19 protein-coding genes and 1 pseudogene are annotated in these 19,125 nt (G+C 63.2%); 13 read left to right on the top strand and 7 right to left on the bottom strand.

The genetic code is table 11. The annotated features are described in order from the left end of the window. Window positions 1–71: 71 nt before the first annotated feature. The 3 genes from uvrA to ACIPV6_RS02645 all read right to left on the bottom strand — a co-directional run bounded on the left by uvrA (window position 72) and on the right by ACIPV6_RS02645 (window position 4,361). Window positions 72–2,999, bottom strand: coding sequence for an excinuclease ABC subunit UvrA (gene uvrA / locus ACIPV6_RS02655; protein WP_397321771.1), 2,928 nt, complete (start codon window positions 2,997–2,999; stop codon window positions 72–74). A 65-nt stretch (window positions 3,000–3,064) separates the two neighbouring features. Next, window positions 3,065–3,445 (bottom strand): GntR family transcriptional regulator, encoded by a 381-nt coding sequence (locus ACIPV6_RS02650; protein ID WP_397321770.1) that lies wholly within the window; start codon window positions 3,443–3,445, stop codon window positions 3,065–3,067. A 136-nt stretch (window positions 3,446–3,581) separates the two neighbouring features. Continuing rightward, window positions 3,582–4,361: a trans-aconitate 2-methyltransferase gene (locus ACIPV6_RS02645; RefSeq protein WP_400269404.1), complete on the bottom strand. Its 780-nt coding sequence runs from the start codon at window positions 4,359–4,361 to the stop codon at window positions 3,582–3,584. Between the two features lie 71 nt (window positions 4,362–4,432). Between ACIPV6_RS02645 and ACIPV6_RS02640 the strand changes: the two genes are divergently transcribed. Genes ACIPV6_RS02640 through ACIPV6_RS02625 form a run of 4 tightly spaced genes read left to right on the top strand, consistent with a single transcriptional unit; the run spans window position 4,433 to window position 10,217 of the window. Next, complete coding sequence (locus tag ACIPV6_RS02640; protein ID WP_400269403.1) at window positions 4,433–6,967, top strand: DEAD/DEAH box helicase; 2,535 nt, start codon at window positions 4,433–4,435, stop codon at window positions 6,965–6,967. An 11-nt stretch (window positions 6,968–6,978) separates the two neighbouring features. Continuing rightward, a complete protein-coding gene (locus tag ACIPV6_RS02635; RefSeq protein ID WP_400269402.1) occupies window positions 6,979–8,349 on the top strand; it encodes a CoA transferase in 1,371 nt (456 codons plus the stop codon). Between the two features lie 13 nt (window positions 8,350–8,362). After that, window positions 8,363–8,875 (top strand): GNAT family N-acetyltransferase, encoded by a 513-nt coding sequence (locus tag ACIPV6_RS02630; protein WP_400269401.1) that lies wholly within the window; start codon window positions 8,363–8,365, stop codon window positions 8,873–8,875. Further along, window positions 8,841–10,217, top strand: coding sequence for an alpha/beta fold hydrolase (locus ACIPV6_RS02625; protein ID WP_400269400.1), 1,377 nt, complete (start codon window positions 8,841–8,843; stop codon window positions 10,215–10,217). Before ACIPV6_RS02630 ends, ACIPV6_RS02625 begins: the two co-directional genes overlap by 35 nt. Here the strand turns inward: ACIPV6_RS02625 and ACIPV6_RS02620 are convergent. From ACIPV6_RS02620 to ACIPV6_RS02605, 4 genes and pseudogenes are all read right to left on the bottom strand, one after another. After that, window positions 10,214–10,765: pseudogene (locus ACIPV6_RS02620) on the bottom strand (MFS transporter); the annotation flags it as partial. The gene ACIPV6_RS02625 and the pseudogene ACIPV6_RS02620 sit on opposite strands and share 4 nt — an antisense overlap. Window positions 10,766–10,774: 9 nt before the next feature. Further along, a complete protein-coding gene (locus ACIPV6_RS02615; protein ID WP_400269399.1) occupies window positions 10,775–12,229 on the bottom strand; it encodes a recombinase family protein in 1,455 nt (484 codons plus the stop codon). 24 nt (window positions 12,230–12,253) lie between these two features. Next, window positions 12,254–12,673, bottom strand: a complete 420-nt coding sequence (locus ACIPV6_RS02610) for an ImmA/IrrE family metallo-endopeptidase (RefSeq protein WP_400269398.1) — start codon at window positions 12,671–12,673, stop codon at window positions 12,254–12,256. Next, window positions 12,648–13,232 carry a hypothetical protein gene (locus tag ACIPV6_RS02605; RefSeq protein ID WP_400269397.1) on the bottom strand — a complete coding sequence of 195 codons (585 nt, stop codon included), beginning with the start codon at window positions 13,230–13,232 and terminating at the stop codon, window positions 12,648–12,650. Before ACIPV6_RS02605 ends, ACIPV6_RS02610 begins: the two co-directional genes overlap by 26 nt. A 227-nt stretch (window positions 13,233–13,459) precedes the next feature. Between ACIPV6_RS02605 and ACIPV6_RS02600 the strand changes: the two genes are divergently transcribed. The 9 genes from ACIPV6_RS02600 (at window position 13,460) to ACIPV6_RS02560 (ending at window position 19,091) form a co-directional block, all read left to right on the top strand. Then, on the top strand, window positions 13,460–13,765 hold the full coding sequence (locus tag ACIPV6_RS02600) for a helix-turn-helix transcriptional regulator (protein WP_400269396.1): 306 nt from the start codon (window positions 13,460–13,462) through the stop codon (window positions 13,763–13,765). Continuing rightward, window positions 13,762–14,079, top strand: a complete 318-nt coding sequence (locus ACIPV6_RS02595) for a hypothetical protein (protein WP_400269395.1) — start codon at window positions 13,762–13,764, stop codon at window positions 14,077–14,079. Before ACIPV6_RS02600 ends, ACIPV6_RS02595 begins: the two co-directional genes overlap by 4 nt. 127 nt (window positions 14,080–14,206) lie before the next feature. Continuing rightward, complete coding sequence (locus tag ACIPV6_RS02590) at window positions 14,207–14,437, top strand: hypothetical protein (protein ID WP_400269394.1); 231 nt, start codon at window positions 14,207–14,209, stop codon at window positions 14,435–14,437. Continuing rightward, complete coding sequence (locus tag ACIPV6_RS02585) at window positions 14,437–15,021, top strand: hypothetical protein (RefSeq protein WP_400269393.1); 585 nt, start codon at window positions 14,437–14,439, stop codon at window positions 15,019–15,021. The genes ACIPV6_RS02590 and ACIPV6_RS02585 overlap by 1 nt, the downstream gene beginning before the upstream one ends. Further along, a complete protein-coding gene (locus tag ACIPV6_RS02580; protein WP_400269392.1) occupies window positions 15,018–15,290 on the top strand; it encodes a hypothetical protein in 273 nt (90 codons plus the stop codon). Before ACIPV6_RS02585 ends, ACIPV6_RS02580 begins: the two co-directional genes overlap by 4 nt. 538 nt (window positions 15,291–15,828) lie before the next feature. Continuing rightward, window positions 15,829–17,166: a ParB/RepB/Spo0J family partition protein gene (locus ACIPV6_RS02575; protein WP_400269391.1), complete on the top strand. Its 1,338-nt coding sequence runs from the start codon at window positions 15,829–15,831 to the stop codon at window positions 17,164–17,166. Continuing rightward, window positions 17,150–17,545 (top strand): hypothetical protein, encoded by a 396-nt coding sequence (locus ACIPV6_RS02570; protein WP_400269390.1) that lies wholly within the window; start codon window positions 17,150–17,152, stop codon window positions 17,543–17,545. Before ACIPV6_RS02575 ends, ACIPV6_RS02570 begins: the two co-directional genes overlap by 17 nt. Then, window positions 17,545–17,841, top strand: a complete 297-nt coding sequence (locus ACIPV6_RS02565) for a hypothetical protein (RefSeq protein WP_400269389.1) — start codon at window positions 17,545–17,547, stop codon at window positions 17,839–17,841. The genes ACIPV6_RS02570 and ACIPV6_RS02565 overlap by 1 nt, the downstream gene beginning before the upstream one ends. Then, complete coding sequence (locus tag ACIPV6_RS02560) at window positions 17,838–19,091, top strand: hypothetical protein (protein WP_400269388.1); 1,254 nt, start codon at window positions 17,838–17,840, stop codon at window positions 19,089–19,091. The genes ACIPV6_RS02565 and ACIPV6_RS02560 overlap by 4 nt, the downstream gene beginning before the upstream one ends. The last annotated feature ends 34 nt before the right edge of the window (window positions 19,092–19,125 follow it).

The following is a 19,125-nucleotide window of genomic DNA, read 5'->3' as shown; positions in this document are numbered from 1 at the left end:
TTCCCACAAGTAGCGGCATGCTCGAAACTCGCATGCCGCTACCGGAATACTTCCACTGCAGCGATGGGCGGCTAACCCAGAATCTCGGCCAGGAACTTCGCCGTGTGGCTCTCGGTGGACTTTGCCACCTGTTCCGGGGTCCCGGAAGCCACGATCCGGCCGCCGCCGGAACCTCCGTTGGGTCCCAGGTCCACAATCCAGTCAGCGGACTTGATGACATCCAGGTTGTGCTCAATGGTGATCACCGTATTGCCCTTGTCCACCAGGCCCTGCAGGACCATCAGGAGCTTTCGGATGTCCTCAAAGTGCAGGCCCGTGGTGGGTTCGTCCAGCACGTAGATGCTGCGGCCGTTGGAGCGCTTTTGCAACTCCGCTGCCAGCTTCACGCGCTGTGCCTCGCCGCCGGAGAGGGTGGTGGCCGGCTGGCCGAGACGTACGTAGCCCAGGCCCACGTCCACCAAGGTGTTCAGGTGGCGGGCGATCGGCGTGAACGCGGCGAAGAACTCTGCCGCCTCCTCGATGGGCATGTTGAGCACGTCCGCGATGGTCTTGCCCTTGTAGTGGACCTCCAGGGTTTCCCGGTTGTAGCGCGCGCCGTGGCACACTTCGCACGGGACGTAGACGTCCGGCAGGAAGTTCATCTCGATTTTCAGCGTTCCATCACCCGAGCACGCCTCGCAGCGGCCGCCCTTCACGTTGAAGGAGAAGCGTCCGGGCAGGTAGCCACGGACCTTGGCTTCGGTGGTCTCGGCGAACAGCTTCCGGATGTTGTCGAACACACCGGTGTACGTTGCCGGGTTGGAGCGCGGCGTCCGGCCAATCGGGCTCTGGTCGACGTGCACCACCTTGTCCAGGTGTTCCAGCCCGTTGACGGTGCGGTGGCGTCCCGCAACCTGCTTGGCGCCGTTGAGCTTGTTCGCCAGGACCTTGTACAGGATCTCGTTGACGAGCGTTGACTTGCCCGAACCGCTCACGCCGGTCACGGCTGTGAACAGGCCCAGCGGGAAGGTGGCATCGACGTTGTTGAGGTTGTTCTCGCGTGCACCAACAACCTTCAGCTCACGCTTTTTGTCGTACTTGCGGCGCTTCGCTGGAACGTCGATCTTCCGGCGGCCGGAGAGGTAGTCGCCGGTCAGGGAATCCTGGTTGGCGAGGAGTTCCTTGTAGGTACCGGAGTGGACCACCTGGCCACCGTGCTCGCCGGCGCCGGGTCCAATGTCCACCACCCAGTCCGCTTCATGGATGGTGTCTTCGTCGTGTTCAACAACGATGAGCGTATTGCCGAGGTCCCGGAGGCGGGTCAGGGTTTCGATGAGGCGGCGGTTGTCCCGCTGGTGCAGGCCGATGGACGGCTCATCGAGGACATACAGCACGCCCACCAGGCCGGAACCGATCTGCGTAGCCAGGCGGATGCGCTGGGCCTCGCCGCCGGACAGGGTGCCGGAGGGACGTTCAAGGTTCAGGTATTCGAGGCCGACGTCCAGGAGGAAGGTCAGGCGTGCCTGGATTTCCTTCAGCACCTGGTGGGCAATCTGGGCCTCACGGTCCGTCAGCGTCAAACTGCCGAGGAACGCAGCGCACTCCCGCATGGGCAAGGCCGCGACTTCGGCAATGGACTTGCCGTTGATGAGGACAGAGAGCGACGCCGGGTTAAGGCGCGCACCATTGCACTCGGGGCAGGGAACCTGCCGCATGTATTCTTCGTAGCGGTCGCGGGCCCAGTCCGAATCGGTCTCACCGTGCTTGCGGTGGACATACTGGATGGCTCCTTCAAACCCGGTGCTGTACTTACGCTCCCGGCCAAAGCGGTTGCGATACTGCACAACCACTTTGTGGTCCTTGCCGTGCAGCACGGTGTTCCGGACGTCCTTCGGCAAGCGCTCCCAGGAGGTGTCCATGGAGAAGCCGAGTTCCAAGGCAAGGCCTTCGAGCAAGCGGTTCCAGTATTCCGTGGTCGCGGTGCCCAAGGACCACGGCGCAATGGCGCCCTCGGCCAGGGAAAGTTCCGGGTTGGGAACGATTAGTTCCTCGTCCACCTCAAGCTTGGTGCCGATGCCGCTGCAGGCAGAGCATGCGCCAAAGGGATTGTTGAAGGAGAACGAACGGGGTTCGATCTCGTCGATGGCCAAGGGGTGCTCATTGGGGCAGGCGAGGTTTTCCGAGAAAGCCCGGATGCGTGCAGGATCCGCGGCATCGAGATCCACGAATTCCACCAGCACACGGCCTTCGGCCAGGCCGAGGGCGGTTTCCACGGAATCCGTCAGGCGCTGGCCGATGTCCTCCTTGACTACCAGGCGGTCCACCACCACTTCGATAGTGTGCTTGAACTGCTTGCCCAGCTTGGGAGCCTCGCTGAGCTGGACCAGCTCACCATCCACGCGTGCACGCGAGTAGCCCTTGGCCGTGAGTTCCTTGAAGAGGTCCACGAACTCGCCCTTGCGGCCACGCACCACCGGTGCCAGCACCTGGAAACGGGTCCCCTTGTCCAGTTCGAGCAGCTGGTCCACGATCTGCTGCGGAGTCTGCCGCGTAATCGGTTCCCCGCACACAGGACAGTGCGGCCTGCCGACGCGCGCCCACAGCAGGCGCATGTAGTCGTAGATCTCCGTGATGGTGCCCACCGTGGAACGTGGATTCTTGCTGGTGGACTTTTGGTCGATGGAGACGGCCGGAGAAAGGCCCTCAATGAAATCGACGTCCGGCTTGTCCACTTGTCCCAGGAATTGCCGCGCATAGGCGGAGAGGGACTCAACGTAGCGACGCTGCCCCTCGGCGAAGATGGTATCGAAGGCCAGGGACGACTTGCCCGAACCCGAGAGCCCGGTAAAGACGATCATGGCGTCCCTGGGGAGGTCCAGGTCAACGTTGCGCAGATTGTGTTCGCGGGCTCCCTTGACCACCAAACGGGACAGGTCCGGGCGCACGGGTTTGGCGTCGGGCGCGACCGAAACGCGGTTCAGGGCATGGACGGCTGTATCTTCAGCTAAGGCTTTGGGCACCCCACAATGCTAGTCGAAAACGTCTTCGAATTTCCATGTGGTGGCTCACACCCTACTGATCGGTATCAATCGGCGTCATAAGCGGCTGCCAGGAGTTGCACCGCCTCGGCGAACGATGCCCCTTGGGCCTTGGCCGCTGCCGCATACTGGGCCGCCCCTTCCGCCAGTGCGCCCCACCGGTCATCGCGTGCGCACACCACGGTCCCGTTCCGCCCCCTGGTGGCCACCACTCCGGCAGCCTCCAACTCCTTGTAGGCGCGGGCCACCGTGTGCGGTGCTACATCCAGGACTCCGGCAAGGTTGCGGACGGGCGGGAGTTTGGCCCCCACGGCAAGGACACCCGAGTCGGCAAGCTCAATGATCCGAAGCCTCAATTGTTCGAACAAGGCGACTCCGCTGCTGGTGTTGGGGCGCCACGTCCCGGGGAAGTCTGTGGGGGAAATCATGCCGGACACCGGCCGGCTGAAGACGCCGTGTCCGGCGCAGCGAAGCTTCCTTGGTCCATGCCGAGAATTAGACCAGCGACGCACTGCCGGGACAAGGCACTGTTGGCTGTGAAATTCCAGGCGGCGTTGTCCTGCCTCACGGATTCCTGCGTGCCACGGCAAAGATCCGGCGGAACGGGAAGACAGTTCCGTGCCCGGTTTCCGGATAGGCGTCCCGGAGCAGAGCGGAATATTCGCGTTCAAACTCTGCAGCGTCCTCCGGAGACAAGGCCTCAAGGACCGGCCGCAGCCCGGTTCCCCTGACCCACTCAAGGACCGGGTCCTTGCCTGGCAGCAGCTGCTGGTAGGTGGTCTCCCACGCGTCAGCCGAGCAACCGGCGTCGAGCATGATGTTGAGATAGTCCGCCGGACTACCCACGGCGCCGTCGTGGCGCAGCACGCCGCCCAAGCGGGAAGACCAGGTGGACGACCCGGCGAGTTCCCGCATCAGCGCATGCGACGGTGAGGTGAAGTTGCCGGGAACCTGCATGGCGAACCAGGCGCCGGGTTTCAACGCCTGAAGCCAGCCGCCGAGCATGTCCTGGTGCCCGGCAACCCACTGCAATGCGGCGTTGGTCACCACCACATCAGTGTCCGGTCCGGGCTGCCACGTTGAGATGTCGCCTTCGACAAAGTCCAGCCGGGGCTCCCGTCCAGCCAGGACAGACGCCTTGGACAGCATTTCCGTGGAGGAATCAATGCCCGTGACGCGGGCGTGCGGCCAGCGTTCGGCCAGGGTTGCGGTGAGGTTGCCGGGACCACACCCCAGGTCCACTACCTCGCGGGGATCATCGGCCAGTACCCGTGCTACAAGGTCATGGAAGGGCCGGTGGCGGTGATTGCCGAACTCGACGTACTTGGACGGATCCCATTTCATTAAAAGCCTCCTCGCCATGGGCACTTCTGCAGGAGCGAGCCTAGTGGTTGCGGGCACTAAGCTGGAAACCAATGAAACTTCTTGAGCAGCTTTCCGGTTCAACCGCCAACAATCCCCTGGGTCCGGACGACATTTACAGCCGCTTTGTTGAGTGGACAGAGAGCCGCGGCCTGCAGCTGTACCCGGCACAGGACGAGGCCGTCATGGAGCTTGCTTCGGGAGCCAACGTTATCCTGGCAACGCCCACTGGTTCCGGCAAATCCATGGTGGCCATCGCGGCGCACTTCGAAGCCATGGCGCGTGGCCGGCGCAGTTACTACACGGCGCCCATCAAGGCGCTGGTGTCCGAGAAGTTTTTTGCCCTGTGCGAGATCTTCGGCGCCGAAAACGTTGGCATGATCACGGGTGACTCCGGCGTCAACCAGGACGCGCCCATCATCTGCTGCACCGCTGAAATCCTCGCGAACACGGCCCTCCGCGAAGGCGCGGCCGCAGAGGTGGGCGCCGTGATCATGGACGAGTTCCACTTCTATGCCGACCCGCAGCGTGGCTGGGCCTGGCAGGTACCGCTCCTGGAACTTCCGCAGGCGCAGTTCCTGCTCATGTCAGCCACGTTGGGCGATGTGACGCGGTTCGAAGAAGGACTGACCCAACTCACCGGCCGGACCACTACTACGGTCAGTTCAGCGGAACGCCCCATTCCACTGCATTACTACTACCACCAGACGCCTGTCCACGAAACCCTCGAGGAACTGCTGTCCACCAAGCAGGTGCCTGTGTACGTGGTCCACTTCAGCCAGGCCGAAGCGATCGAGCGCGCGCAGAACCTCATGAGCATCAACATGTGCAGCCGGGAGGAAAAGGACCGGATCGCCGAGCTGATCGCCAACTTCCGCTTCGCGGCCGGGTTTGGCAAGACCCTTAACCGCCTGGTCCGCCACGGCATCGGCGTCCACCACGCCGGCATGCTGCCAAAGTACCGCCGGCTGGTGGAACAGTTGGCCCAGGCCGGCTTGCTCAAGGTCATCTGTGGAACCGACACTTTGGGCGTTGGCATCAACGTGCCCATCCGGACGGTGCTGCTCACCGCCTTGAGCAAGTACGACGGCGTCCGGACCCGGGTGCTTAACCCGCGTGAGTTCCACCAGATTGCCGGACGGGCGGGGCGGGCGGGGTACGACACCGCCGGCACCGTCGTGGTCCAGGCTCCCGAACACGTGGTGGAAAACGCCAAGGCGATGGCCAAAGCCACGGCGAAGTTCGGCAATGACCAGAAGAAGCTTCGCCAGGTAGTGAAGAAGAAGCCGCCTGAGGGATTCGTCGCCTGGGGAGAACCGACGTTCAACCGGCTTGTCGAATCCGTTCCCGAGCCTTTGACCTCAAGCTTCACGGTGACGCACGCCATGCTGCTTAACCTGCTGGAGCGGCCCGGCGATCCCTTCCTTGCCACCCGCAGGCTGCTCAGCGAAAACCATGAGACCAGGGTCTCGCAGCTCAAGCTCATGAAAAAGGCATTGGGTATCTATCGGGAACTGCTGGCCGCCGGCGTGGTGGAACGGGTTCCGGAGGACGAGCAGGCGGCCGAAGGGCGTTCGGTCCGGTTGACTGTCCACCTGCAGGCAAACTTTGCGCTCAACCAGCCTCTCTCCCCCTTTGCCCTCGCTGCCCTGGAGTTGCTGGATCCGGAGTCGCCCGCCTACGCACTGGACGTGGTGTCGGTGATCGAAGCGACGCTGGAGAAGCCCCGGCAAATCCTCTCTGCCCAGCAGAAAAAGGCACGCGGCGAGGCCGTTGCGGCCATGAAGGCCGACGGCATCGACTACGACCAACGCATGGCCATGCTGGACGAGGTCACCTATCCCATGCCGTTGGCGGACATCCTGGGCGAGGCCTTCGACGTTTACCGCAAAGCCGCGCCGTGGGTCGGGGATTTCGAGCTGGCGCCCAAATCCATCATCCGGGACATGTACCAGCGGGCCATGAACTTCGGCGAGTTCGTCCAGTTCTATGGCCTGGCGCGTTCGGAAGGCATCGTGCTGCGTTACCTGGCCGACGGCTTCAGGGCATTGCGCCAGACCGTTCCGCAGGACTCGTTGCGCGAGGACCTGGAAGACCTCATCGCCTGGCTGGGCGAATTGGTGCGGCAAGTGGATTCGAGCCTCCTTGATGAATGGGAAGAACTTACCTCCGGACTTGCTCCCACTCCGCACGATGCTCCCCCGCCTCCACCGCCGTCGCTGACGTCCAACGCACGGGCATTCCGCGTCATGGTCCGCAACGAAATGTTCCGCCGCGTGGAACTGTTTGCCGACGAGGATTCTGCGGCTTTGGGCGAACTGGACGCCGAAGCGGGCTGGGAAGCAGACAAGTGGGAAGACGTCCTGGACGATTACTTCGATGAACACGATGACATCGGCACGGGACCGGACGCCCGCGGGCCGGGCCTGCTCATCATCACCGAGGAGCCAGGACTATGGCGTGTCCGGCAAATCTTCGACGACCCGGCGGGCAACCACGACTGGGGCATTTCCGCCGAGGTGGACCTTGCCGCATCTGACCAGTCCGGCACAGCGGTGGTGAGGGTCACCGCCGTCGACCGCTTGTAGAGGTACGCTCCATGGAAACCGTCCCGGATTTACTGGCGAGCCTGCGGAACCTTGCTGCCGTCGGTCCGGTTCCTCCAGCGGCCTGGGACGGTCCCCGACGCTGGTGGCACGGCCCACTGGACGTCGAAGGATTGGCGATCGGCTCCGTCCAGGCCGCAGCTACAGCGTTGAATGCGCTGACGGCGAGCCGGCGGTACCAGGTTTCCACTGTCCGGACCGCCCACTCCTTCGACTCCCTGGGACACTTGCGCATCGCTGGACGGCCGGCGGTGGGTTTCGCGCCGCTCTCAGGTTTCAGGAGGACTTCGGACGGCTGGATCAGGCTGCACGCCAACTATCCGCACCACGCGGCCCGGTTGCTGGACGCGTTGTCCGTGTCCGCGGAAGGACACGTTGAGGGTGCCCTGCTGGACCTGACGGCGTTGGAAGCCGAAGCGCTCATCAATGCCCGGGGTGGAGTGGCGGCGGCCGTCCGGAGCCGCGGCGAATGGATCGACGCACCCGTCCACGGGACGGTCGCATCCCTCCCATGGATCGACGCGCATCAGGCACCGGGACCCCCGCGGGCCGGAGCGCAGTGGCGCCCTTCCCCAGACGCAGGCCGCCCGTTGCTGGGCCTGCGGGTACTGGATCTCACCCGTGTCATCGCCGGTCCCACGGCAACGCGCTTGCTGGGCGCCTTGGGGGCTGATGTCCTGCGGATCGATCCTCCGCAGTTCCCGGAATTGCCGGACGCCTTCATCGATTCAGGCTTCGACAAGCGAAGTGCCGTGGCGGACTTCTACAAGGCCGGCGACCTGGAGCGGGTACGGGGCCTTGCCGCCACCGCGGACGTGGTGATCCTGGGCTACCGTGACGGCGCCCTGGAATCCTTTGGGCTCGATGCCCATTCATTGGCCCAGGACCGCGGCGATGTCATTGTGGCTACCCTGACGGCGTGGGGTGCCGGGCCCTGGCAGCAGCGGCGGGGCTTCGACAGCCTGGTCCAGGCAGCTTCCGGCATCGCCGAAAGTTACGGAACAGCGAACGACGGCGGGTGGCGGCCGGGTGCCCTGCCGGTGCAGGCCTTGGACCACGCCACGGGATACGGCCTGGCCGCTGCCATCCTGGCCCTGCTGGCCGAAAGGGAAGTGAATGGACGCGGAGGGGTAGCCCGGATGTCCCTGGCCAGGACAGCCGAGGAGCTGTTCAGCTTGGGCCCGGCCGGCGGCGACGGGACGGACGGTATGCTGCCCGGGCCGGATTACCGACAGATGGACAGCACCCACGGAGTCCTCCGGTTCGTCGGGCCGCCGCTTACGGTTGACGGCTCACCCTTGGGGTACTCAGAGGCGCCGGTGGCCTACGGCTCTTCGGAACCGGCTTGGCTCAGCCGCCCCTAGTAAGCTCGGAACCATGAGTGTAATCCGCCCCGCAACTGTTGACGACGTTCCCGCGATCCTGCGCATGATCCATGATCTGGCGATTTATGAAAAGGAACCGGATGCCGTCAAGAACACCCCGGAGATGCTGGAGGATGTCCTGTTCGGGGAGAACCCGACGGTCTATGCCACCATGGCCGAAAATGCCGCCGGCGAGGTCCAGGGATTCGCTCTGTGGTTCTTGAACTACTCCACGTGGGAGGGCGTCCACGGCATTTACCTGGAAGACCTGTACGTCATCCCTGAAGCCCGTGGCGAGGGCCACGGCAAGGCGCTCCTGCAGCATCTGGCCGCGACCGCCGTCGAACGTGGTTACGCACGGGTGGAGTGGAGTGTCCTGGACTGGAACGAGCCGTCCATCAGGTTCTACAAGAACCTGGGCGCCTTCCCCATGGAGGAATGGTCCACCTTCCGCCTGACCGGCGATGCCCTGGCCGCATTCGGGACCTCGGATGCTAACGACGGGAAGGCGCTGGCACGTGGCTGAACAGCACTGGATCCGCGCACGCCACGAGTTCCGGGGGCTGCGGACCGCGGAGCATTTCTTCACCGTTCCACTCAACCATCGACTCATGGAAGCCTGGGGAACCAAGGAAGGACACGTTCCCAACGAATCCACCGGGGAGACCATCACGGTCTTCGCCCGCGAGTACTCGTCCACGGAACACAGCGAAGAAGAAGCCGCGCGGCTCCCGTGGCTCCTCTTCCTGCAGGGCGGTCCCGGCGGTCGCGGCAATCGGGTCTCGTCCCTGGCGGGCTGGATGAAAGCTGCTGCCAAGGACTTCCGGATCCTCATGCTGGACCAGCGCGGAACGGGCCTGTCCACCCCCGTGGAGCAGCACACCTTGGCATCGCGTGGAAACGCGCAGGAGCAGGCAGAGTACCTGGCACATTTCCGCGCGGATTCGATTGTTGCCGATTCCGAGTTCATCCGCCGGACCCTTGGCTCGGCTCCCTGGAGCGTGCTTGGGCAGAGCTTCGGTGGCTTCTGTGCGTTGACTTACCTGTCCTTTGCGCCGGAAGGTCTCCGCGAGGTCATGATCACCGGAGGCCTCGCACCCATCCAGGGCCCCGCTGACCGGGTCTACCGGGCCACCTTCCGCCGGGTGGCCGCCCGCAACGCGGAGTACTTCGCCTGGTACCCGGAGGACCGTGAGGTGGTCACGCGCATTGCCCGCCATCTGGAGGAGACGCCCGAGTACCTCGCCAGTGGTGAACGGCTGACGCCGGAGCGTTTCCAAATGGTTGGCTCGTTCCTGGGCGGCAACACCCGGGTCGACTCCCTCCACTACCTCCTGGAGGATGCCTTCGTGGAAACCGCAGCAGGGCCGCGGTTGTCCGAGGCATTTCTGGAGCAGGTACGCGCACTGGTCAGCCGGGCTGCCAATCCCCTGTATGCCGTACTCCACGAATCCATCTACGGCCAAGGCGAGGCCACCAAATGGGCAGCATGGCGGGTCCTGGAAGAGTACCCGGAGTTCGAGCCCACGGCAGCGGAACCACTGCTGACGGGCGAGATGGTCTATCCCTGGTACTTCGACCAGGACCCGGCATTGGTCCCCTACCGTGACGTCGCCGAGTTGTTGGCTGCCAAGGAGGACTGGGCCCCGCTGTACGATCCGCATCGCCTGGCCACCAACACAGTCCCTGTTGCCGCCGCCGTCTACAAGGACGACATTTATGTGGACCACGAACTCTCCATGGAGACCGTGGCAGCGGTACGCGGCCTCCAGCCATGGGTCACCGGCGACTTCCACCATGACGGCATCGGGGAAGACGGCGAAGGAATCTTCCGCAGGCTCTTCGGATTGGTCCGCGGCGCCCGTTAGGCCGCTGGCCGTATCTTGTACCTGGCCGCAGTGGTGAGTACCAGCGCAAGCACCGCTGCGGCCAGGATGCTCCCGGCCACGTTGAGGCCTTGATAGCCAAGCCACGCAAGGACCAGTCCGGACGTGGCGCCACCCACGGCGCCCGCAGCACCCATCAGGGTGTCGGACACACCCTGGACCGTGACGCGCTGGCCCTCGGCCACGCTTTCTGCGAGGAGGGTTGATCCGGCGATCGTCGCTGCCGACCACCCCAGGCCCAGGAGGATCAAACCCACCGTCACCAGGAACGGTTGGGCATGGCCGAGTCCCGCGACCAAGACAGCAAGCAGGATCAGGCCGTGCCCCATGGCGATGGTGGGAAGCCGGCCCGCCTTGTCCGTCAGCCAACCCCAGAGCGGCGAGAGCGCGAACATGCCCGCAATATGCAGTGAAATGGTCACGCCAATCACGACCAAAGCGTCGGTGCTGTCCGTGGTGTGATGTTCAGCGTGCGCACCGCCTACCAGTTGTTGGAGGTGGAGGGGTGTCATGGACATGACTGTGCCCATTCCAATACGTCATGTGCCGAGTTGCCACACGCCGATAACTTCGACGGGCTGCCCTTTGGTCAGCCGAACCCTGAGCAACTGCCTAAGAATAGCGTTGCTCTCCGCAACGGGCAGCAGCCACATGTCACGCTTGATGTCGGCAGCCAGGTCAACCAGGTCTTCTGTGCTGCCGGCAGCAGTCAGCTGACGGAGAGCATCTTCGTAGCCGGCAGCTTCGGCCTCCAATTTCGTCAGGGCCGGAAGGTAGACGCGCTCGCTGATGATGCCTCGAGCGAAACCGTCCGTTAGCCTTTCGATGGCTGCCACGGCCTCGGCTAGCCGGCGCTTTGTGAGATCCCCATCAGCACGGCGGACAGATGGTGAGGGAAACTGTGCAGCGTGTGTGTCGATGTGGTGTTCGAAGTCGGCCAGCCATGCCTCCACCGCTTGCTCGATGGTGCTGGCGAGGGCGATGCCCCTTGCGCTGCAGGGCTCTCCAAGCTTGTCGCCGGTCCTGCAACGAAATCGAACGGGGCGGCCTTTAGTGGAATGATCCTTGTTGACGTGAGTTGACCGCCCGCAGGCGGCGCACAGAACGAGGCCAGAGAGCGGGTGCGCGATCTTGTCTCCTTGGTATCGTCGCGGGCCCTTTCGCCGTTGTTCACGGGCGGTCAGGAAGGCCGCCCATTCCTGAGAGGTAATGATGGCCTCGTGCGCTCCCGGCTGATAGCGCTGCGAAGCCGCTGGCGTGTGGATCATGCCGGCAGGAAAACCCGATTCCATCCAGAGGCGGACTCCCGTTGTGGACATTGGGCGTCCGGGAGGTCGTTTTGATTCGATGCCATGTTCGAAGAGATACAGCCTGATCCTGTCGTAGCCGTGGCCAGCGATGTACATGCGGTAGGCCTCGGCGACGACCGGCCCGGTTGCCGGATCAATAACGTAACGGGATCCGTCTTCGTACGTGTATCCAGTTCGGTCCCCTCCATTATGGGGAAGGCCGAGTTTGGTTCGTCGGTTGTGGGTTTCTTTCCACTGCTCGCCCAGGCGCTCGGATTCGAAAGCTGCCAGTTCCGCGAGCATGCCGCGGGCGAAACGTCCTGAAGACGTGGATGCGTCCAGTGGTTCGGTTGCCGACTCAAGTCGCCCACCGACGCCTTCTACTCGGTCCACGGCTATGGCCCAGTCTTTTCGGTTCCTGGAAACGCGGCTGACTTTCCAGACAACCAGGATGTCGGCTTTGCCAGCTTCGATCATGGCAATTGCCTTTTCAACCTGCCGGCGCTTCCAGAGCTGGCCTGAAAGGTCGAGGTCCGTGATCGTTTCGACGATCGTGTAGCCGCTGCGTTCGCAGTGCTGTTCGATGGCGGCCATCTGCAGCTCCGGGCTGATCATACCTTCGCGTTCCTTGGAGACACGGATGTAGGCGACAGCTCGAAGTTGGGTCTGCGGAATGGAGCGCAGTCGCGCTCTTGAGTTGCTCACGGAAGGTTCTTCCTTATTTAGTTACTAGGCGACGAGGCGAGCCCGTAGCAGTTCCGCCAGTGACTCTCGTTCGGCCTTGGTCAGGGCCATGATGTAGTGCTCAACGACGTCGGGAAGGACGCCCAGCCTATGGGCGATGCCTATGGCATCCTGACGCTCAAGGTAGGCGTCAATGAAGTCCTTCTTGGAGATAAGTCGCACTGCGGCCCAAGTGTTCGCCTCGCGTTCTTGACGGCGACTACGTCCCCTGTGGCGGTAAGCTGCATGCCCTAGCTCGTGCATCAAAGTACACAGCAGCTGCAGTGGCCCCAAGCCCGGGCGGAGTGTTACGACATGAAGATCCGCGTCGTAGCTGCCCCAAGCGCCGTCAGGCACCCAGCCAATACGGATTCGCACCCCCAGTTCCCTGGCGTACGAGTCAGGTGTCCTCGGGATTCTGATCATGTTCAATGCCCCCATGTGCTTCTTTGGCCGCCAACGTCTCCCAACGCTCGCGATGTAGACGGTCGATGGCATCATCGCTTAAGGGCACGACAGAATTACTTTTCAAGTCATCGCCGGTCTTCTGTCCAGCGCGAGCGTTACGGCGCTCGCTGGCCTCTTGGAAGCTGATCGGCTGTGTTCGGTCACTTGTGTCTTCTGCATCGGCGAGGCCCTGGTTCATGTCCACGAGGACCCTCAGCATGTCGATTGCGGCCTTCCGCGCTTTGGGGGGAAGGTTGTCGACGCCTGCTGGAAGCTCCTCGGCGAAGGGTGGACCGGGGACAGGTTGTCCCGCGGCCGTAAACGCGAGCTGCTCACTTACGCCGGCCAGCCAGGCAATGGCCCGGATGGTGACCTCGGACGGCGCGGACTTATACGTCCCGCTTCGTACTTGGTTGAGCGTCGTGTGCGTAACCCGGAAACCCTTCTTCTGAGCCAAGAGGCTGAGCTGCCGGACTGACGTCTGATGACGCTCGACGGCAGACTCCACTAGGCTGCGGAGGCTTGGGTTCATGTTCACGGCGGTAACTCTTCCCGACTACGTCTCGCTATTGGAAGCACGAGCGCATCATGCTCTGACAAGTGACAAGTACATCTTTGCAGGTAACACGCGGGAATTACTGCTTTTCAGTTTGACAAGTAGTGGAATATGGAACATGATCAACTTGTCATCTTGAAAAGAGGAGTGTAGAAATGAATTCAGCAACGATCCGTCGCCGCCCGCCACAAGCAAAGAAGGAGGTCTGGATGGAGATTAGGGATCCGGAATTGATCCGGCGTCGCCGCCTCGCGAAGCGTTTCACGCAACGGGACGTCGCGCACCTTGCGCGTCGCTCACAGGCTGCTGTGCAGCAGGTTGAGAGCGGCAAGATGAAGACCATCTCCGAGGCTTTTGCCATGGGCATCGCGTTCGCCCTGGACTGCGACTGGGAGGACCTCTTCATCGATCACGAACACAAAGTCGCGCCCAATGTGGAAGGTGGAACGCGAAACGCTTCACACCGCACGGGCGCCAAGGCAGCAAGCACACACGGACGCAGGCTCCACGCATGAGCGGCTACAGAGTTCTGAACTCAGCTGAGGCTGTTGCAACTCGTCCGGACCATCTGCTGGGGCATGGATCGTACACGCAGCGTCACTGCGTTGAGATCGTCGCCTGGAACGAAGAACCGGCATCGTTGATCGCTATCCAGTCCGGATACGGCAAAGACATGGTCGAGTTTGAGGTCCAAGACCTAGACCTGCTCATTGAGCTGCTGCAGCAGGCAAAGGCCCTGCTGGAAGCGGAGCCCAAAGACCCCGGCGCGGTAGCACCTTCCCCCGCTGCTGCCGCGCCGGTCACAACTCCCCCAGCCGAGGAACGCTGAGGGCAGAAAGAAGGCGGTCCAGTGCCATTCCGCCAAGAACTTCACTGGACCGCCCGTAAATGAACCAAGAGCCAGGCCCTCATGCAAAAGGAAGCCTGGCTCTCGAATCAGAAATGAGTCTAACAAAATGCCAGTGAGAAGACTTCGGCCACTCGCTCCGGAAGCACAGCCGCACATCGAAGCTGCGGGCAAGATGCTCGCCCAGGCGACAGCCCGCCTGAACTCCATGACGCCGCAGCAGATCGCGGAGGCCGCCTACAGGCCCGGCGGGCCTTCCATGGAGCAGCTCTTGCTGCTCGCGGAAGCCAGGCAAATGGGCCGGGATCTCCGCCACACCCCGCCCGCTGAGGTCGCCTGATGGCCGCCCGGATCGATACCGCGGATCTCCCCCGCCACTCGTACTTCAACGCCGTTGACCGGCAAGGGGAAACGCAGGCCTTCGTGGACAAGATGATCCCGCATGAGCAGGGCCGCCGGCAGAAGCTCCTGATGTCAGCCATCCAGGACGCCGACAACCTGATCAGCGCGTTGAAGACGGCGCGCCAATTCGACCGCCACGGCAACATTGAACTCGTACTCCCACAGATCTCCGATGCGCTCGCCGACGTCGTGACGAAGACTAGGAACTTCATCGCAGATGTGGAGACCTGCACGGACCGCTACCGCAAGACCACGTCCGACTCCTCTGAAGCTGCCGGGGGGCAGCCCGAAGAGCCGGCCGACGCGGCTGCGGGCGGGTCCATCATTGGTGTCGCATATGTGGATGTCCTGCCCACCTTTGAGCGCCCGCAGAAGGCCGACAGTGCCTCTCCGAAGCCCGGGCCGCATCTGGCGTCCGTGACGGTCTTCGATCCGAACCGATCCACCTCGGACCAGCTGGCGGCTCTTGACCGTGCTGCCAGCCGTCGGGCGGAGCAATTGCGGGGCGGTGGCAGAAGATGACTAAGGCGCGGAAGAAGACGTTCGCGGTGGTGCATCCCATCGGACATCGCCCGTTCCAGGACACGTGCGAGCTGCACTATCGCAGCAGCGCGGAGTTCAAGCAGCAGATGACTGCTTACGCCCGGCGTAAGTGGCCGCTGCCGCAGGTCATCGATATCGATCTGTCCACGAACACGATTGTCGTGAACGGGATCGACCGGGGACGGTTCTCGGAGCATGAGCACCGGGAGTCCGCGCAGCGGGCCATTCAGACAGGGCTTGACCTGTGATGCGCCCATCGGCGCGGGTCGGCCTGCATCGCCGCCGCGCTTTCCTGTACGGGCCTCTGCTCATCCTAGGTTCCGTCTTGGTCTTGCTGACGACGGGCACCGCGAACGGCGCTTACCTCGCTGGCTTGCTGATCCTTTTGACGGGTGCCGGCGGTTTCGTTCTCGAGTCCGGGCCGCAGCCCAGGCGCAGAAGATGATGACCGGCGATTGGGGGCGCCGATGACAGATAGACCACCTGGCGCCCGCCCCGGCGCCACCCCATCACCCCAGACAGCGGACGCTGTCCTGGTCCTTGCTCAGAAGGACCAGGAGAACGTCCACCGCCAGAGGCAGGTACCAGCCACCGAACAAGAGTGGCTGGGCAACCCATAGTCCGTGATGACGCTGCGTTGCGCCTTCTCCGCATCGAACGAACCACCACCCGCGCCCTTTCTGCGCTGCAGGATGGCGAACTCGATGCTGCGATCAGTCGGCTACAGGCCGCGCTGACTCTTGCCCTTGCGGAGCAAGCAATTACGACACCTTGCGAAGGACAATCATGACCACCATCGAAACCAGAAGAATCGCCGTCGAGGATCTGATCGACAACCCTGACAACCCTCGTTCTGATCTTGGACCGGACCAGGATCTCGTGGAGCTGGCGAACAGCCTCGCCAAGGACGGCAACACGGACGACTGCCACGTCGTGCCGGTGGCCGACGGCGAGGACGCCGGCAAGTGGATGCTGTTGGAGGGCCACCGCCGGAAGGCCGCGGCCCTGCTCGGCAATGTTGCAGAACTGACTTGCAAGATTCGGCATGACCTGGACACGAAGGCCAAACAGATCGCCTTCATGATCACCGCCAACACCCATCGTGAGAACTTCACGGAAATGGACACGGCCCGCGGCGTGCAGTCCTTGCTGGACTGCGAGGGCATGAACGTCAAGGCCGTGGCGAAGTCGCTCAGCCGCGGTGAGAAGTACGTCCGTTCCCGCTCGAAAATGACGAAGCTCTCACCGGCCGCGCAGGGCAAGATCGAGGACTCGACCCTGAACATCGATCAGGCCTTGGAGCTGCTCGCGTTCGCGGACGACGAGAAAGCCGAAGAGCGCCTGCTGCAGGTCTCGGACAAGCCCAACGATTGGGAAGTCCGCCTCGCTGCGGAGAAGGAGCTGCGTGCGTGGAGGGAGAACCTGCCACGCCTGACGGCCGAGCTGCAGGGTGCTGGTGTCCAGGTCGCGGACCGCCCGAAGGGGCCGCAGTGGGAATGGAAGGACTTCTACCCCACCTACAACGACCATGAAGTCACCGAGGCTGTGGAACAGGATCTCATCGCGATCGTTCACCCCGACTTCCCGAAGATCACCTGGGCGCGAAAGCGCGAGGAAAGGAAGCCTTGGACTCCCCCCGAGCGCACGCCCGAAGAGATAGCGGCCGACGTTCGACGCAGCGAGATCATCCGCGGGCTGGAACTGGCCGCACCGGTCCGTGAGTCGTTCCTGAAGGGCGTCCTGAAAAAGCCGACCGCCGAGGTGCTGCATCACCTTGCCCTGGATATGGCGGAGCAACTCGACCTCGGGCAGGTCGCCTACTGGCTCGGCATGGAGGAACACGAGGAAATCGACGACCAGGAAGTCGTTGACGAGATCGCCAAGCTCAGCACAGACCAGCTCATCGTCCTCACGCACCTGGTGCGCCATGGCCGGGAAGAGCTGCTGACCGAACTCGCATCATGGGCACGCGACACCGGGTACATGTCCACCGGCCCTTGGCGCGAATCCCTTCAGCACTCCTACGGCTACCAGTGGACCGAAGCCGAGCTGGATGCCATCCGGCACATCGCCGAGCAGAAAGCTGCTCAGCAGGAAGGCGGCGACAATGCCCACACCGCTTAGCCACATCCTCAAGCGCAACCCCGACAACGAACCCGTATGCGGCTGTGGCTTCCGCCCGGAAATCCTCGATGATCCCGCACCGGTGGGAGTCATGTGGAAGGCCAAGCGCGACGTCCTTGACCACGTCGATGCGATGTCCGGTTTCCGCCCCTCGGCACCGTTCGACGGCGGCCCTGACCGAAGGTTCCCCCGCGCCGGCGTCCGACCAGGCGCAAGCGGCCGCTGGAAGCTCACCCTCTGGGACCAGGAAGGCGTCATGCATCCGCTGCCGCTCCAAAGCCAATGGCACGACACGGCCCAGGAAGCGTTCGACTTCGGCCAGCTGATCATCGGCTCACACTGGCGATCCGGCACCCGACTGAACGGAATGGGCCGCTGATGACGTGGGCACGGATCGACGCCGACCGACAGGACCGCAAGATCCGCGTCTACCGCAGCCGATACGACGAAGCCATCAAGATCAACGCCGCGCTCAACGCCCGCCGGCAGAACCTCCTGACAGAAATCCTCGCCGACGACCTCGACGGGTTCGACACCGCCACCAAGTCCCGCCGACTCCGCCAGACAGACGACGAGCTGGACCTGGCACGCACCAGCCTGCAAGCCGCCTGGGCAGCCCTCGAAGCCGAGGAAGCCCAGCACTACACCCACGAACCACGAGAGGCCAGAAGATGACCGCAACCATCACCGAACCCACCACAACCACAGAACCGGCGCTCGCCGATCTCGCTATCACAGCCACCGGCACCGAATGGCTGCGCAAGCTCGCGGCCGTGGGTGCCGCTGTCTCGATCCGCCCGCCCGTGCCGATCCTCAGCTTCATCGTGCTGGAATGCAACCGGGGCAAGGCCACACTCACCGGATACGACTACTCAACCTCCGCCGTGGTCAAGCTAAACCATGAAGCCGTCGGCACATTGCACAACAGCAAAGCCCTGGCACCTCACTCGTGGCTAGTCCGCACCATCCGCGTGCTGACCGCCCGCAAGAGGGACATTCCCGTTACTGTGGCGGCGAAGACCCTCCTGGGCCGACCGATGATCACCGTGACGGCCGCTGGCTTCACGATCCCTCGACTTCACGACGTCCCGCTTTCGGAATATCCGGAACTCCCTGCCCACGGCGAGCTGGACACGTTCGACCTTGATCGGGACGTGCTTGCGGCCGCCATGGACCGTGCCGCCATCGCTGCCAGCTTCGATGACACGCTGCCGATCCTTACCGCCATCGAAATGCAGACCAGCGGCAGGTCCCTGACGCTGCAGTCAACGGATCGCTACCGGCTCTCATCGGAGACGCTCAAGCTGACGAAAGAAGTCCAGGACTTCAGATTCCTGCTGCCAGCCAAGACGTGGAAGGCAGTCGCCAGACACCTCAACGGAGAGAAAGTCACCTTTGGTGTCCTGCTCTCTGGGGACGTTCATGGAAAGGACGGCGGCCGGTCAGGCGTACACCTGACATCCGGCGACTGCTCATTCACGCTGACTGGCGTCCTCGGTGACTACCCCAAGATCAAATCCCTGTTCGATCTCGACTTCGGCATGACCTTGGAAGTCAACCGCAGAGATCTGATCGACCAGGTCATCGTTGCCCGGGAACTGAATGACTACAACGAGCCCGGGTTGCTGAAAATCGGGCCTAGCGCCGTGACCCTCGCGCCGAGCTTTGCCGAGGGAGGCAGCGAGGTCGCTACCCCGATCCTCTTGGCGGATACCACCAACATCGTCGCCCCGGACATAGCCGCCTACAACCCTCAGTTCCTCCTGGATGCGCTGAAGGCGATCAACACCGACGTAGTGCGCTTCTCCTTCCACAACATGGTCAAACCGACCTGCATCTCACCCGTCGCAGCCAAAGGCGACAAGGCCAGCACCTACCGGCACCTGTTGATGCCCGTCCGCCTGCCGAACCGAACGGACGTCTAGCAGATGACCCAGGACAACGAAGACGCGATGATCG

Origin of the sequence: Paenarthrobacter sp. NPDC089988 (genome assembly GCF_044748465.1) — a bacterium.
Classification (GTDB): Bacteria; Actinomycetota; Actinomycetes; order Actinomycetales; family Micrococcaceae; genus Arthrobacter.
This window is presented reverse-complemented; position numbering and strand designations above follow the sequence as displayed.